This window comes from Allobacillus sp. SKP2-8, from assembly GCF_007559355.1.
GTDB lineage: Bacteria > Bacillota > Bacilli > Bacillales > Alkalibacillaceae > Allobacillus > Allobacillus halotolerans.
Window position 1 is genome coordinate 25815 of record NZ_VMHF01000002.1, and the last position, 14562, is coordinate 40376.

A 14562-nucleotide genomic window follows, 5' to 3' on the forward strand; every position below is an offset into this window, starting at 1 on the left:
TTCACCCTAACCTGATTGGTAATTTCTCTTTTTTTAAATAGGTTTTTAGCTCGTTGATCTCTATTTCGCCAAAGTGAAAAACGGAGGCAGCCAATGCGGCGTCTGCCTTCCCTTCTTTCAACACCTTAGAAAAGTGCTCTTTCTTCCCTGCTCCGCCTGAAGCTACGACAGGTACACGAACACGTTCAGCTACCTGACTCATGAGGTTCACGTCGTAGCCTTCTTTTACGCCATCTGTATCCATTACGTTTAGCACTATTTCCCCAGCGCCACGAGCGACACCTTCATCAATCCAGTCCCAAAGTTTCATGCCGGTGTTTTCTCGACCACCTTTTACAAAAACGAACCAGTCACCGTCTTCCTTTTTTACATCGATAGATAATACGGCACATTGACTTCCGAAGCGTTCTGCCGCCTCATTGATCAATTGTGGGTCCGAAACCGCCGCACTGTTCACCGAAACTTTATCAGCGCCGGCGTTCAGGACACTCCTGAAATCCTCGACTGAACGAATGCCACCACCGACCGTAAAGGGGATATGTACTTCTTCACCAACTTTTTCTACGACGTCTAGAAATATGTTTCTTTTTTCATGTGACGCAGTGATATCATAAAAGACGAGCTCATCGGCACCAAGTTCACTATATTTCTTCCCTAAAGCAACTGGGTCGTCCACGTCCTTGATGTTTTTGAATTTCGTGCCTTTAACAACGCGGCCATCGCGTACATCCAGACACGGAATAATTCTTTTCGCTAGCATAACTAGACCTCCATTACCTTCTTTAAGTTCACTTTACCCTCATAAATCGCTTTGCCGACGATTGCCCCATAAATGTTCATTTCTTTTAACTGTTCAATATCTTTAACTGAAGAAACGCCACCCGAGGCAATCACTTGAAGGTTATTTACCGTATTCATTCGATTTAGTTCTTGCAAATTTGGTCCCTGAAGCATTCCATCTTTGAAAATATCCGTATACACAACAGTTTTAACACCGACTTTTTCTAACGTTTTCAAAAATTCAATGGCATCTACCTCAGAGGTTTCAAGCCATCCATCTGTTGCGACATATCCATTTCGTGCATCAATTGACACAACAATTTGTTCACCGAATTGAACCGCCGCTTCTTGTAAAAATTCAGGATCTTTAACGGCTGCCGTACCTAAAATAACTCGCGAAACACCCATTTTCAGCAATTCTTTGATTCGGCCAATGGAACGTACGCCTCCACCTACTTGCACCGGCAAACCTGTCTCATCAATAATTTTTTGGATGACACGAAGGTTGTTTGACGGGTCACCTTTGGCGGCATCAAGATCGACTAAGTGTAGATATTTCGCACCTTCTTCTTTCCACTTTTTCGCCATTAAAACAGGATCTCCGTATTCTGTCTGTTGATTATAATCTCCTTGGATCAGTCGCACACATTGCTGATCTTTGATATCGATTGCTGGATATATGTTCATGATACGATTCCTCCAAAATTTCTCAGTAACTGCATACCAGTTTTTGCACTTTTCTCTGGGTGAAATTGCATCCCGATGACGTTATTTCTTTTGACTGCAGACGTGAATTTTTCGCCGTAATTCGTTGTGAAAAGGATGTCTTGGTCGTTTGTCGGTTTGGCATAGAAAGAGTGCACGAAATAAACATAATCCCCTTCATCAATTCGATTGATGATTGAATCGTCGTCAAAACGTTTATTGAGTTCTATCTGATTCCACCCCATATGCGGAACCTTGACTGCTCCTTCAAAAGGTACAATTTCACCGGGAATTAATCCCAATCCTTCGTGTTCTCCATATTCATAGCTTTTTTCAAACAGCAGCTGCATACCGAGGCAAATTCCTAGCAACGGCTTCCTCTTCTCGGCCTGTCGGATGATCTCTAGATCGAAACCCGTTTCACTCAATCTTTTCATCGCTTCTCCATAAGCCCCGACCCCAGGAAGGATCACACCATCAGCTTTCTCCAAGTCAGATGGTTGATCGGTAATACGCGAAGAGATGCCAATCGTCTTAAGTGCGTGCTGTACATTTTTTAAATTTCCTGCTCCGTAATCGATTATGGCTATCATAGATTGCACTCCTACTCTTATAATGTTCCTTTTGTCGAGGGAACGTCTCCGTTGGCATCGATAATTGTAGCCGCTTCATTCAGCACGCGACCAAATCCTTTAAAAATCGATTCAATGATGTGATGTGTATTGCTTCCGTGAAAAAGATTAATATGGAGCGTGACCCCTGCTTGATTGACAAATGCCCTAAAAAACTCTTCGACCAGTTCCGTATCAAAGGACCCGACAGTGTCTTTCATCCCCTCAACGTCAAATACAAGATAAGGCCGACCAGAGATATCCACTGAAACGAGACTTAACGATTCATCCATCGGAGTGAAGGTAGAAGCGTAACGTTTGATGCCCTTCTTATCACCTAACGCCTCTAAAAATGCCTGTCCAAAGACAATGCCTACATCTTCTACCGTGTGATGACTATCTACTTCCAGATCACCTTTTGCAGAAACATTTAGTCCGAACTGACTGTGTGCCGCAAAAAGCGTCAGCATATGATCAAAGAATCCGACACCTGTGTCGATTGAATCATCAACTTTCCGATCTTCCAAATTCAAAGTCAAATCGATTGTTGTTTCACTCGTCTCTCTATTTTTAGTTACTTCAGCCATCGTCTCACTCCTTTTTTATTCAAACCTTTTACGAATGGAAGCTGCGTGTGCATCCAATCGCTCAGCTTGAGCAAACTTCTGTATCTTTTGATTGGCTTTTTCTAATGATTGTTGATCGTAATAAATGACACTCGATTTTTTCTGAAAGTCATAAACCCCTAATGGTGACGAAAATTTTGCCGTTCCATTCGTTGGTAAGGTGTGATTCGGCCCTGCAAAATAATCCCCCAACGGTTCGGGTGAATATGACCCTAAAAATATTGCACCAGCATTTTTAATCTTTGGCAGTTGTTCAAAAGGGTTTTCAACGAGAATTTCTAAATGCTCGGGTGCTAGCTCATTCACGAATTCAAATGCATGATTCAACTGATCAACGACATAAATACGTCCTTGTTCAGCAATCGAAACGGCCAAAATATCTTGCCGGGAGAGAGATTTTATTTGATTTTCTACTTCTTGTTGCACTTCAGTAGCTATTTGTTTTGAAGTCGTCACCAAAATAGAAGAAGCTAACTCGTCATGTTCCGCTTGCGCTAATAGATCTGCTGCAATCAATCTCGGTTCAGCTTGATGATCAGCAATAATACAAACTTCACTTGGACCCGCAATCATATCAATCGCCACGTCACCAAAAACGAATTTTTTCGCCCGCGCGACATATGCATTTCCTGGACCAACGATTTTATAGACTTTATCAACGGACTCCGTACCGTATGCAAGGGTTGCGATTCCGTGTGCACCACCTATCTTCAATATTCGATCAGCCCCCGCAATAGAAACAGCGACCAATGTGTTCGGGTTTACTTTTCCATCAGGCTGGACCGGGGTGGTAACGGTGATGGATTCTACTCCTGCAACTTTGGCCGGTACGACATTCATCAAGACCGTTGACGGATAGGCCGCCTTTCCTCCTGGCACATATACACCGACTCGTTCGATTGGAGTGACCTGCTGACCTAGCCAAATACCTTCTTGATCATTGACGTACCAGGATTTTTCTAATTGATTTTTATGATACGTTTCAATATTGCTTCGTGCTTCTTTCAGAATAGTGATCATCTCATCATCGACTTGTTTAAATGCTTGATCAATTTCTTCATCTGTTACAAATAATTCATCTAATTTCACGCCATCTAATCGCTCGATATAATCGAAAACTGCAGCATCGCCTTTATTTCTGATTGAGGCAATGATCTTTTGAACGTCTTTGTCGACTTCTTCATAGGTTTCAGAATCACGTGATGTTCTTTGTTGGCTGATTTTTGAGAACTGTTTTTGATTAATGGTTTCAATGTTAAGCATTCGCCTTTTCACCTTCTGACTGTTTGATCATATCCTGAACGTTTTCAATAAATGGCTGGATGGATTCACCCTTCGTCTTAAAACTCGCCTTATTGCAAATTAATCGAGCGCTACTTTGAACCATGTCTTCTAAAACGACGAGACCGTTTTCTTTTAATGTCCCACCTGTTTCTACGATGTCGACAATGGCATCACTTAATCCGACAAGAGGAGCAAGTTCTACTGAACCATTTAATTTGATGGTTTCAATTTGTTTCCCCTTTTGTTCAAAATAATCTGTCGTCACCTTTGGATATTTTGAAGCGATACGAGGTTTGATCATTCCATTTAAATCAGTATCTTCCTTGCCGGCGACAGCAAAGCGACATTTTCCAAACCCTAGATCGATCACTTCATAAACATCCGCTTCCGATTCAAGCAATGTATCTTTTCCTGCAACACCTATATCAGCAGCACCGTTTTCAACGTAAGTCGCTACATCCGTTGCCTTGACTAGTATCATTTCGAACTGCTGATGATCGCTTTTGAAAATCAATTTTCTACTTTCCTCGTGAAACTGTGAGAAAACAACCCCAATGGACTCAAATAGATCGACACTTTTTTCAGCCAATCGACCTTTGGCTAATGCAATTTTAATTACTTCCATAAATCACGCCTACTTTCTGGGTCAAATCTTCCATATTGGTATATGTTTTCTTCTCATTTGATTGTGGTGTTTGAATGGTCTTTGTGTTCAAGTCGATGACAAAAGCATTGTTTGATGATGGAACTTCTTTAGTAATCTCAACCTCAAATCCTAATCGGCGAAGTTCTCGAGCTACTTTAAAGCCCTCCGCCCACTCTGTTGCATAAACGAGTATTGTGGGGGAAGTTTGATTCTGAAGGAGTCCTCGCGCCTTCAACGCGGCAATCAAATCATCCACATATACGCCAAACCCGATTGCGTCTTGCTGCATACCGAAATATGGAGGCAAGTCATCGTATCTTCCGCCTTGAATTACTGGTTTACCGAAATCATAGATGAATCCTTGGAAAACGACACCTGTGTAATAGTTCAGATGATTGATCAATCCCAAATCGATGGATATAAATGCTCCATAACCAAGTTGATCTACTAATGAGTGAACGTCTCTTAAATACCGAACCGCTTCTTTCATTTTTGAATTGATCGCTAGTTCATCTGCTTGGTTCAGCACGGCTTCAGAAGTACCGAATAAATGAGGCAGTTGAAGAAGAACATTCTTTATTTCTTCATCCAATTGAAACTCTTCCAATAGCTGTTTCAGCTCTGGTAGATTTTTTTGTTCAATCTTTTCTTGAACGATCAGTTGATCTTCTGTAGACAGACCTGCTTCTCCAATGAGAGCCTTAAAATAAGTAGCCTGGCCAATATCTAATTGAAAACGATCTAAACCGACTTTTTTAAACGACTCAATCGCAAGTGCAATCATTTCCACATCCACTTCCACACATGCCTTGCCGAAATGCTCGACACCGACTTGCATAAAAGAACGTGAAAATACATCTGATTCACCATTCTCCATGCGGAAAATATTTGTTACATAAGAAAGTTTACTTTCTGGATGGTCATCATTGTAAGAGCTCGCAACCATTCGAGTAATTGGTATCGTTGCATCAGGTCGTAGCACCAAAATTTTCCCATCATGATCAACCATCTTAATCATCTGGTCTGTATCCATCGTCCCTGGCAAATTTATGAATAGGTCATAATACTCGAAAGTTGGTGTTTGGATTTGCCTGAACCCATACTGCCGATTCAATTGTTTCAAATCTTCTATTACTTGTTGCTTCAATTGATAGTCTTGCGAAAATAGGTCAGCCACCCCTTTTGGTAACTGTTGTGTAAATTTCACGGAACCATCCTTTATTAGTTTATCACTTTATCAGGATAAAGATTTTAGTTATAAATTCATTCTAAAAGGTGTACAACAGCTTGTCAACCCATTAAAATAATAGAATATCTATTTAAAGAATTGCCTATTTAGGAGGATAAAAACATGTACGATTTCCATATGCATTCAACTTTTTCGGCTGACTGTGAAGTTCCAATGGAAGAAATGGTCCAAGCCGGGATAAAACAGCAGTTGAAAAAAATCTGTTTCACTGAACATATCGATTATGAATATCCTGATCCATCGATTACGTTTGATGTCGACCTGGATCAATATGAAAATGAAATCAAAAAAATGAACGAACGCTTTGGTAGCCAAATTCAAGTTCTTAAAGGAATTGAATTAGGTGTGCAACCACATATTTTAGAACAATATCGTCAATTACTTCGTGAACGTTCGTTTGACTTCATTATCTGTTCCATGCATTCGACAGATGGTAAGGACTTGCATTCAGGTAAGTTGTTTGAGGGTTTGAAGCTCGATGAAGCATATGAGAAGTATTACGGAGAACTATATGATTGCGTTAAAAATTTTGAAGGATTTAATATTCTCGGGCACCTGGACCTAGTTACCCGTTATAAGTACGAAGAAGGAGTCTATCACTTTCTTGATATCATCGAAGAAATTTTCAAAACGATCATGCCGCGGGGACAAGGAATTGAAATCAATACATCTGGCTACAAATATAATATGGGACGACTTCTTCCAAGTAAAGATATCCTTCAACTTTATTATGATATGGGCGGAGAGATCATTACAATTGGATCAGATGCTCATAAACCAGAACGCATAGGTGACCGTATTGATGAAGCGACAGAACTGTTGAAAGATATTGGTTTCAAGTACATTTCCACTTTTGAAAAAGGAACGCCTGATTTTCATAAAATCGATTAAAGCAACAACGCCATTGTTCTACTAATTGCAGTTATTGTAAAGATGCAGATTGCTGATAAGTGAATGCGAACTGCTGATAAAGTGACGCTGACTGCTGATAAACGAGGCCTAACTGTTGAAAAAGCAATGTTGACTGCTGATAAACGAGGCCTAACTGTTGAAAAAGCAATGTTGACTGCTGATAAACAGGAGCTAACTCCCTCAGTAAGATACGATTTTCTTTCAAATACTCACTAATTCGCAGGATTTCAAGCCAACTTGTTTGAGCATATTATAAGAAATGAGCATTATATAACGTTTCGACTCTTTGTAGGCATACTTAAATAGAGGAGGCACAACTTTTCTCCATTAATTTCCAAGTTATGGCACGTCTCTCCATCTGCCCTTGGAGGCTGTCCCTCCCAAGTCTCAACGGGTCATTGCCCTTTCATTCCTTCGTTATGCCTATCCAAGGACTGGAGCCTGTTTTTGCTGCTGACACGGGTCATATTGCCCTTTAGTTAGCGCCATCCAGTTCTCCGTGCTTTTTTGAAATCCTGCGAACAAGTCAATACTCAAAGTTAAATCCTTTCGGATCAAAATATATCTGATAAACAATTCATTTTTATATCAAGCTGCCAGTTGAGTGGTTGTAGGATATACCTTTTCAGGACAATAAACCTCGTTTTTCCGTGCGATTCCTACCAACATTCTCGCTAATTTTCCTATAAGTTTCATGACAGATTTCATTCGTTTCATTTTTTTCACGTTGACATTGTTTTCATGCAACTTACTAAATTCGGGGTTGTTCTTAATCATGCTGAGAGTCGCTAAGTATAGGAATCGCCGCAAACGAGATCTGCCACGTTTTGAGACAACAATTTGTCCTCTCCATTTGCCTGAACTTGCCTCGGATAGGTTTAAACCTGCATGTCTTAATAATGAATTCCCGTGTGCAAAACCACTTAAATCCCCTGCTTCTCCCAAGATTCCTGCAAGTGAAACTTCGCTAATTCCTTTAATATCGAGGAGCTTATCTGAAAAAGTAACGTTTTTTAATGCTTTATTTATTTCTTCATCAAGTCTTTCTAATTGCGCTTTTGTGAGCTCATACTCTTCGAGTAATTGCTCAAGGTGTAACTTGTAAGCATGATTAGCTCGTTGATTGCCAATAGATCGGTTTGCTAATTCAATAAGCAATTGAGCTTTTTTCATTCCAGGTTGTCGTTTTAAAATAGTTTTCCATCCATTAATGACGTCTTCAGGTTTCATCTTACGAAGCTCTAATGGTGTAGGAAACAAATGCAAGGTAGCGATTGCACCTTTTCCCTGTATACATTTAAAGACCTGTCTAAATTCTGGAAACACGATATCAATCCAACGGTTAATTTGATTAACAGTACTAACATTTCTTTTTACAATCGCATCACGATTAGACATTAAAATACGTAATTCTTCGAACGTTTCTGAAGTTGGATGAATGAAAGCATAGTAGCCATTCTTCACCATGTCAGCTATTACTAATGCATCTTTTTTATCACTTTTTGATTGAGTATTGTCACGATTTTCTTTATTGTTTTTTACCAGGTGAGGATTAACCGTTACTATTTCTATATCTTGATTGTGCAACCACTGAGCGAGGTTTAACCAATAATGTCCTGTAGGCTCCATACCGACAATTTCAGCATGCAGATCATTTACTATCTTTAGATCTTCGATCCAGTTGATAAGCTCTTTAAATCCTCTCTCATTATTTTCAAAAGAAAGAGATTTACCAACCGCAATGCCGCGGAAATCGACCGCACGTGCAACGTGTATCTCCTGAGCGATGTCGACACCAATGACAATATGCTTGTCAGTAATTCGTCTAATAAGTTGATTTTGTTTATCTTGCATTTTATAATTCATTTGAGTTCCTCCTAAGATAAGGTTGTTTGGTTATAATCATCATCTTAGCGAGGGACTCTTTTTTTATCAACTTCCAAATTTAACGTTCTACAGGAATGCTGTTGAAAAAGCGACGCTGACTGCTGATAAACGGGGGCTAACTGTTGAAAAAGCAATGCTGACTGCTGATAAATGAGAGCTAACTGTTGAAAAAGCGACGCTGACTGCTGATAAACGGGATCTAACTGTTGAAAAAGCAACGCTGACTGCTGATAAATGAGGGCTAACTGTTGAAAAAGCATAGCTAACTGCTGATAAACGGGATCTAACTGTTGAAAAAGCAACGCTGACTGCTGATAAATGAGGGCTAACTGTTGAAAAAGCATAGCTAACTGCTGATAAACGGGATCTAACTGTTGAAAAAGCAACGCTGACTGCTGATAAATGAGGGCTAACTGTTGAAAAAGCATAGCTAACTGCTGATAAACGGGATCTAACTGTTGAAAAAGCAACGCTGACTGCTGATAAATGAGGGCTAACTGTTGAAAAAGCAACGCTGACTGCTGATAAATGAGGGCTAACTGTTGAAAAAGTGCGGCTAACTGAGTTCCAACTGTTGAAAAAGCATAGCCAACTGCTGATAAACGAGTTCCAACTGTTGAAAAAGCATAGCTAACTGCTGATAAATGAGTGCTCACGACCCCTTTAATCACGATCATCACTTATTTTGATAAACCCAAACCATAATGCAAACAAAAACCCGAGCGATTTATTTTTAAATCGTTCGGGTTTTCATTTCATCTATAAACTTTCATACAATTCAATTAGTAACTTGATTGTCCTTCTTGACCATTCACAATATCTACGCCTGCTGAAGCGCCAATACGAGTCGCTCCTGCATCTAACATTGCATTGGCATCTTCTAGGTTGCGGACACCACCAGATGCTTTGACACCCATTTCAGGGCCAACTGTCAAACGCATGAGACGGATATCATCAACAGTTGCACCGCCACCGGCAAATCCTGTGGAGGTTTTGACGAAGTCAGCACCAGCTAGTTTAGCTAGCTCGCACGCTTTCACTTTTTCATCTTGGTCCAATAAGACGGTTTCAATGATCACTTTAACAATCGCTCGACCTTTTACAGCTTCTACGATTTCTTTGATTTCCGTTTCAACTTCTTCAAAGCGATGATCTTTTAGTGAACCGATATTAATGACCATATCCACTTCAGTTGCACCGTTTTCAACAGCTTGTTTTGCTTCAAATACTTTTGTTTCTAATGTTGTTGCACCTAAAGGGAAACCGACCACGGTACAGACTTTCACATCTGAATCTTTCAATAGTTCATGACAATGTGCGACCCATGTAGGGTTTACACAGACGGAAGCAAACTTATATTCCTTTGCCTCTTCACATAGTTGATTGATTTGTTCTGCTTGAACATCTGGTTTCAATAACGTATGGTCAATCATTCCTGCGATATTCCGGTCCATCTCAAATCTACTCCTTTTATGAACTGATTACTTGATTATAAACTTCATCATCTTCCATGACACGGACAAACTGCCCTTTATTATAAGGATAACCAGCTTCTGTGATTTTTACTTTAACTACATTTCCAACCATATCCGGAGAACACTCAAGCACAACTTTCATATAGTTGTCTGAATACCCTTCATATAAACCACTATCTGGATCTAATTTATATGGAACTTCCGGAATGACTTCTAACACTTCACCTTCAAAGAGAGAAGCATATTCTTTCGCTTGCTGATCGGATAGCTCAATGAGTCGATGAACTCGGTCATTTTTTGTTTCGTCGTCAATTTGATCTTTCATTCGTGCAGCAGGTGTCCCGGTTCTTTGTGAATATGGAAACACGTGTAATTCAGAAAAACCGATCTCCTGAATGGAACGATAGGTTTCCATGAATTCTTCTTCCGTTTCACCTGGGAAACCAACAATGACGTCTGAAGTAATGGCTAGTCCAGGTAAAGCTTCTTTCACTTTCTTCACCCGTGTGAAATAAAACTCCATGGTGTATTTTCTTCGCATACGTTTTAAGACGGTATCAGAACCTGATTGTAGTGGAATATGCAAGTGACGGACAATCTTTTTCGATTGATCGAGCACTTCAATCACTTCATCAGAAATCTGACTCGCTTCAATGGAGGAAATTCGAATCCGTTTTAGACCGACAACTTTGCTTTCCAAATCACGGAGCAAAGCAGCTAGGTTATAGTCTTCTAAATCTTCTCCATATCCGCCGGTATGAATACCTGTAAGTACAATCTCCTGGTACCCGGCGTCCACAAGCTGTTGCGCTTGTTTAATGACATCCTCTGGTGGACGAGAACGCATTAAACCTCTTGCCCAAGGAATGATACAAAACGTACAGAAATTATTACATCCTTCTTGAATTTTCAAAGAAGCACGTGTACGGTCAGTAAATTCAGGTACGTCCATCGCTTCAAAAACGCGATTGTTCATAATGTTTTTAACGGCATTGATCGGTTCTCTTTCTTCTTTATAAACTTCGATGTACTCTAGCATCTTTTTACGATCCTGCGTACCGACAACAATATCCACTCCAGGAATTTCCATGATTTCATCTGGAGAGGTTTGTGCATAACACCCTGTTACACAAATAACGGCTTCAGGGTTTTTACGCACGGCTCTACGGATTACTTGTCGGCTTTTTTTATCGCCGGTATTCGTTACAGTGCATGTATTGATGACGTAGACGTCTGAATGCTGGTCGAAATCAACACGTTCATAATCATGCTCTTTAAAAAATTGCCAAATGGCTTCTGTTTCATAATGATTGACCTTACAACCTAAGGTGTGAAAAGCAACGGTCGTCACACGATCAACTCCATTCTTCAAAATAAAAAGACAAAGCAGCAAGTACATATAGTGGTGCTGTCTCCGTCCGTAATATACGTTTTCCAAGTCGTATCGAATACACATGGTCATGATCCAAGAAAGCTAATTCCTTCTCAGAGAACCCACCTTCTGGACCAATGACTATAAGTATTTGATCATTTTTATTTATCTTACCAAGAACTTTTCGAAAAGTCGAAGAATGATCTGTTTGCTTGACTTCTATTTCATTAGCTACCAAACAATAATCATACTGATGAAGATCCAACTCTTTTAATGATGTCATCGGTAGTATGTGAGGGATGATTGTTCGATGCGATTGCTCACTAGCTTCTTTCACAATTTTTTCTAAACGAGCTCGCTTTTTCGCTTCTTTTTTTCCATCCCATTTAACAATCGATCGATTCATTTGAACAGGTAGAAGCGAATGCATGCCGAGTTCTGTCCCTTTTTGTGCGATTAGTTCAAGTTTATCACCTTTCGGCATACCCTGCGCTACAGTGACCGTTATTGGCAACTCCTTCTGTTCATCTAACTCTTCCAGCAAAGTAATTTTAATTTCTTCTGGATGAATTTGATCGATAACACCTATATGGCTCGTTTCGTCAGGTTGGCAAATAACCACTTGATCTCCAGGTTGGAAACGCATGACATTCGCCATATGATGGCGGTCATCACCTTGGATGGTAACCGTATTCATTTGTACGTCATTTACTGACACAAAGTATCTTTGCATATTATTCCCGACCCTTTTTCGCACCATCCGGCTTTTGCGCCACAATGGAGACCCAGTCCTCTAAATCTTTCGTTTCAACGATTTGAAATCCTTTTTTCGTCAAATCTTCTAAAACCTCTTGTTTTTTTCTTTGGATAATACCAGAAGTAATAAGTAATCCATTCGGTTTTAACAAGTGAAAAGCATCTTCGGTCAATTGAATGATGATCTCGGCTAAAATATTGGAGACGATTACATCCGGCTCTTGTTCCACGCCTTTTAATAAATCATTCTTCTGAACGGTAATCCTCTCATCTGTTTCATTCAACGTCGAGTTATTTTGTGTGCTAGTAACCGCTACTTCATCCAGATCGTATGCATAGACATGAGATGCTCCTAATTTTGCCGCGGCAATACTAAGAATACCTGAACCCGACCCCACATCTAGTACAAGATCTTTCGAATTCAAGTAACGCTCCAATGCTTGCAAGCTTAAGATCGTTGTAGGATGGGTACCTGTACCAAAAGCCATTCCGGGATCCAACTCAATAATCAATTCGTCTGTGGTAGGTTGATATTCCTCCCATGTCGGTTTTATGGTAATTCGTTCGGATACTTTGACGGGCTTATAATATTTTTTCCACGCTGTTGACCAATCTTCTTCGTGAACCTCTGACAGGGTCACTTCATTGCGCCCGATCGGAATATCAAATCTTGGCAAATCACTGATGGCCTGTTTGATGAAAGACACTTTCTCAGTCAGAGAATCGTCTGTAGGTAAATAAGATTTTACATAGACTCCATCTGTTGGATAGTTGGAAGCGTCGAGCTCATAAATTGTTCCGTATAATGTAACATGATCCTTATATAAGTCATGTGGATCAACAATGACTACGCCACTCGCTCCAGCTTCTTGAAATATATGAGAAACAGCTTCAATTGCCTCGTTTGTTGTATGAACTTTAATTTCAGACCACGTCATCAGTGAATCGACCAACTTTCTTTTACGTCTTTATTAATCACCTTTAAATGCTCGTTTCATTCGCTGAAACAAGTTGTCGTGATGCTCATCTAACGTTTCATCACTTTCCATTTCATGAAGTTCTCTAAGCAGTTCTTTTTGTCGCTCATTCAGTTCTTTTGGAACCATTACTTTAACAAGGATATGCTGATCTCCCTGTCCATAACCATGAACGTTCGGTACACCTTTTCCTTTTAAGCGGAAATGAGTGCCTGTTTGTGTTCCACCTGGTATTTTAAACTTAACTTTGCCATGCACTGTCGGAACTTCGACCTCATCACCGAGTGCCGCTTGTGCATAAGTGATTGGCATTTCACACAGAATATCATCACCGTCACGCTCAAAAAATTCATGACTTTTTACCCGGATCACGACAAACAAGTCTCCTGGAGGTCCCCCGTTTTCACCAGGGTTCCCTTCGCCGCTTACACGAATTTGTTGACCATCGTCAATCCCTGCTGGAATATTAATGTCAATTTTCTTTCGTTTACGTACGGTCCCTTTACCACCGCAAGTGGAGCATTTCTGTTCGACTTGTTTTCCGGTCCCACTACAATAATGACAGACACGACGATTGACGACGCGACCAAAAGGCGTATTCTGCGTTTCATTCAACTGTCCTGTCCCTTGACAGTGTGAACAAGTGTTTACACTCGTGCCTGGTTTGGCGCCTGAGCCTTCGCACGTATCACATGTTTCTTCTTTCGGGATATGAATTGTCGTTTCTTTTCCAAAAACGGCTTCTTCAAAATCGAGTTCCATCGTATATTGAAGATCTTGACCTTTTTGTGGCGCATTTGGATCTCTTGTACGTCCGCCTCCGCCAAAGAACATGTCAAATATATCTTCGAAGCCACCAAACCCTTCTGCTCCGAAACCACCGGCACCAAAGCCGCCTTGGCCGCCTTGTGTTCCTGCATGGCCGAATTGATCATACTGAGCTCTCTTTTGCTCATTGCCTAAAATTTCATAAGCTTCTTTTGCCTCTTTAAATTTATCAGCCGCATCCTCTTCTTTATTCACATCGGGATGGTACTTGCGCGCCATTTTTCGATAGGCTTTTTTAATTTCATCCTTAGAGGCATCTTTAGAAACCCCTAGGACCTCATAATAATCTCTTTTACTCATGAGACCACTCTCCTGCATCATATAACATAAAATTTATCATAACATTAGATGATTTCTTTCTGCAACGTAGAGTCGGATTTACTGATTGATCATGTATCGATAATTTGCTTACGAATGATTAATTATGTTTTTTCTTAAAGACAGAATCCAACTA

General features: G+C 40.3%; 16 protein-coding genes. 1 reads left to right on the forward strand and 15 read right to left on the reverse strand.

Going from position 1 to position 14562, the window contains the following annotated elements; translation table 11 throughout:
* Position 1 precedes the first annotated feature (1 nt).
* The 7 genes from hisF to hisZ are packed head-to-tail and all read right to left on the reverse strand — an operon-like array spanning position 2 to position 5859.
* Positions 2 to 760, reverse strand: a complete 759-nt coding sequence (gene hisF / locus FPQ10_RS03390) for an imidazole glycerol phosphate synthase subunit HisF (protein ID WP_144160304.1) — start codon at positions 758 to 760, stop codon at positions 2 to 4.
* 2 nt (positions 761 to 762) lie between these two features.
* Entirely contained in the window at positions 763 to 1467 is a 705-nt protein-coding gene (gene hisA / locus FPQ10_RS03395) for a 1-(5-phosphoribosyl)-5-[(5-phosphoribosylamino)methylideneamino]imidazole-4-carboxamide isomerase (protein WP_144160307.1), read from the reverse strand.
* On the reverse strand, positions 1464 to 2078 hold the full coding sequence (gene hisH / locus FPQ10_RS03400; protein WP_144160310.1) for an imidazole glycerol phosphate synthase subunit HisH: 615 nt from the start codon (positions 2076 to 2078) through the stop codon (positions 1464 to 1466). Before hisH ends, hisA begins: the two co-directional genes overlap by 4 nt.
* Before the next feature lie 17 nt (positions 2079 to 2095).
* On the reverse strand, positions 2096 to 2683 hold the full coding sequence (gene hisB, locus FPQ10_RS03405) for an imidazoleglycerol-phosphate dehydratase HisB (RefSeq protein ID WP_144160313.1): 588 nt from the start codon (positions 2681 to 2683) through the stop codon (positions 2096 to 2098).
* 15 nt (positions 2684 to 2698) lie between these two features.
* The gene (gene hisD / locus FPQ10_RS03410) at positions 2699 to 3985 is read right to left on the reverse strand and encodes a histidinol dehydrogenase (RefSeq protein ID WP_144160316.1); all 1287 of its coding nucleotides are present in this window, start codon (positions 3983 to 3985) and stop codon (positions 2699 to 2701) included.
* Entirely contained in the window at positions 3978 to 4631 is a 654-nt protein-coding gene (gene hisG, locus FPQ10_RS03415; RefSeq protein WP_144160319.1) for an ATP phosphoribosyltransferase, read from the reverse strand. The genes hisD and hisG overlap by 8 nt, the downstream gene beginning before the upstream one ends.
* On the reverse strand, positions 4618 to 5859 hold the full coding sequence (gene hisZ, locus FPQ10_RS03420) for an ATP phosphoribosyltransferase regulatory subunit (RefSeq protein WP_186278522.1): 1242 nt from the start codon (positions 5857 to 5859) through the stop codon (positions 4618 to 4620). The genes hisG and hisZ overlap by 14 nt, the downstream gene beginning before the upstream one ends.
* A 144-nt stretch (positions 5860 to 6003) precedes the next feature.
* Here hisZ and FPQ10_RS03425 point away from each other — a divergent pair, with 144 nt between their 5' ends.
* Positions 6004 to 6792, forward strand: a complete 789-nt coding sequence (locus tag FPQ10_RS03425; RefSeq protein WP_144160325.1) for a histidinol-phosphatase HisJ family protein — start codon at positions 6004 to 6006, stop codon at positions 6790 to 6792.
* A 31-nt stretch (positions 6793 to 6823) separates the two neighbouring features.
* Here the strand turns inward: FPQ10_RS03425 and FPQ10_RS03430 are convergent, their stop codons facing one another.
* From FPQ10_RS03430 to dnaJ, 8 genes are all read right to left on the reverse strand, one after another.
* A complete protein-coding gene (locus FPQ10_RS03430) occupies positions 6824 to 7018 on the reverse strand; it encodes a hypothetical protein (RefSeq protein ID WP_144160328.1) in 195 nt (64 codons plus the stop codon).
* A 383-nt stretch (positions 7019 to 7401) separates the two neighbouring features.
* Positions 7402 to 8679, reverse strand: coding sequence for an IS110 family RNA-guided transposase (locus FPQ10_RS03435; RefSeq protein WP_144160331.1), 1278 nt, complete (start codon positions 8677 to 8679; stop codon positions 7402 to 7404).
* Positions 8680 to 8723: 44 nt separating this feature from the next.
* Entirely contained in the window at positions 8724 to 9356 is a 633-nt protein-coding gene (locus FPQ10_RS03440) for a hypothetical protein (protein WP_144160334.1), read from the reverse strand.
* Positions 9357 to 9482: 126 nt separating this feature from the next.
* Positions 9483 to 10154, reverse strand: a complete 672-nt coding sequence (deoC, locus tag FPQ10_RS03445; RefSeq protein ID WP_144160337.1) for a deoxyribose-phosphate aldolase — start codon at positions 10152 to 10154, stop codon at positions 9483 to 9485.
* Between the two features lie 16 nt (positions 10155 to 10170).
* Positions 10171 to 11526, reverse strand: coding sequence for a tRNA (N(6)-L-threonylcarbamoyladenosine(37)-C(2))-methylthiotransferase MtaB (gene mtaB, locus FPQ10_RS03450; protein ID WP_144160340.1), 1356 nt, complete (start codon positions 11524 to 11526; stop codon positions 10171 to 10173).
* A gap of 4 nt (positions 11527 to 11530) precedes the next feature.
* The gene (locus FPQ10_RS03455; RefSeq protein WP_144160343.1) at positions 11531 to 12280 is read right to left on the reverse strand and encodes a 16S rRNA (uracil(1498)-N(3))-methyltransferase; all 750 of its coding nucleotides are present in this window, start codon (positions 12278 to 12280) and stop codon (positions 11531 to 11533) included.
* A 1-nt stretch (position 12281) separates the two neighbouring features.
* The gene (gene prmA / locus FPQ10_RS03460; protein WP_144160346.1) at positions 12282 to 13241 is read right to left on the reverse strand and encodes a 50S ribosomal protein L11 methyltransferase; all 960 of its coding nucleotides are present in this window, start codon (positions 13239 to 13241) and stop codon (positions 12282 to 12284) included.
* Between the two features lie 33 nt (positions 13242 to 13274).
* The gene (dnaJ, locus tag FPQ10_RS03465) at positions 13275 to 14408 is read right to left on the reverse strand and encodes a molecular chaperone DnaJ (RefSeq protein WP_144160349.1); all 1134 of its coding nucleotides are present in this window, start codon (positions 14406 to 14408) and stop codon (positions 13275 to 13277) included.
* Between the last annotated feature and the right edge of the window lie 154 nt (positions 14409 to 14562).

Coding starts and splice junctions, on each gene's coding strand:
- hisF (WP_144160304.1), bottom strand. CDS start 760: ATGCTAGCGAAAAGAATTATTCCGTGTCTGGATGTACGCGATGGCCGC.
- hisA (WP_144160307.1), bottom strand. CDS start 1,467: ATGAACATATATCCAGCAATCGATATCAAAGATCAGCAATGTGTGCGA.
- hisH (WP_144160310.1), bottom strand. CDS start 2,078: ATGATAGCCATAATCGATTACGGAGCAGGAAATTTAAAAAATGTACAG.
- hisB (WP_144160313.1), bottom strand. CDS start 2,683: ATGGCTGAAGTAACTAAAAATAGAGAGACGAGTGAAACAACAATCGAT.
- hisD (WP_144160316.1), bottom strand. CDS start 3,985: ATGCTTAACATTGAAACCATTAATCAAAAACAGTTCTCAAAAATCAGC.
- hisG (WP_144160319.1), bottom strand. CDS start 4,631: ATGGAAGTAATTAAAATTGCATTAGCCAAAGGTCGATTGGCTGAAAAA.
- FPQ10_RS03425 (WP_144160325.1), top strand. CDS start 6,004: ATGTACGATTTCCATATGCATTCAACTTTTTCGGCTGACTGTGAAGTT.
- FPQ10_RS03435 (WP_144160331.1), bottom strand. CDS start 8,679: ATGAATTATAAAATGCAAGATAAACAAAATCAACTTATTAGACGAATT.
- deoC (WP_144160337.1), bottom strand. CDS start 10,154: ATGGACCGGAATATCGCAGGAATGATTGACCATACGTTATTGAAACCA.
- FPQ10_RS03455 (WP_144160343.1), bottom strand. CDS start 12,280: ATGCAAAGATACTTTGTGTCAGTAAATGACGTACAAATGAATACGGTT.
- prmA (WP_144160346.1), bottom strand. CDS start 13,241: ATGACGTGGTCTGAAATTAAAGTTCATACAACAAACGAGGCAATTGAA.
- dnaJ (WP_144160349.1), bottom strand. CDS start 14,408: ATGAGTAAAAGAGATTATTATGAGGTCCTAGGGGTTTCTAAAGATGCC.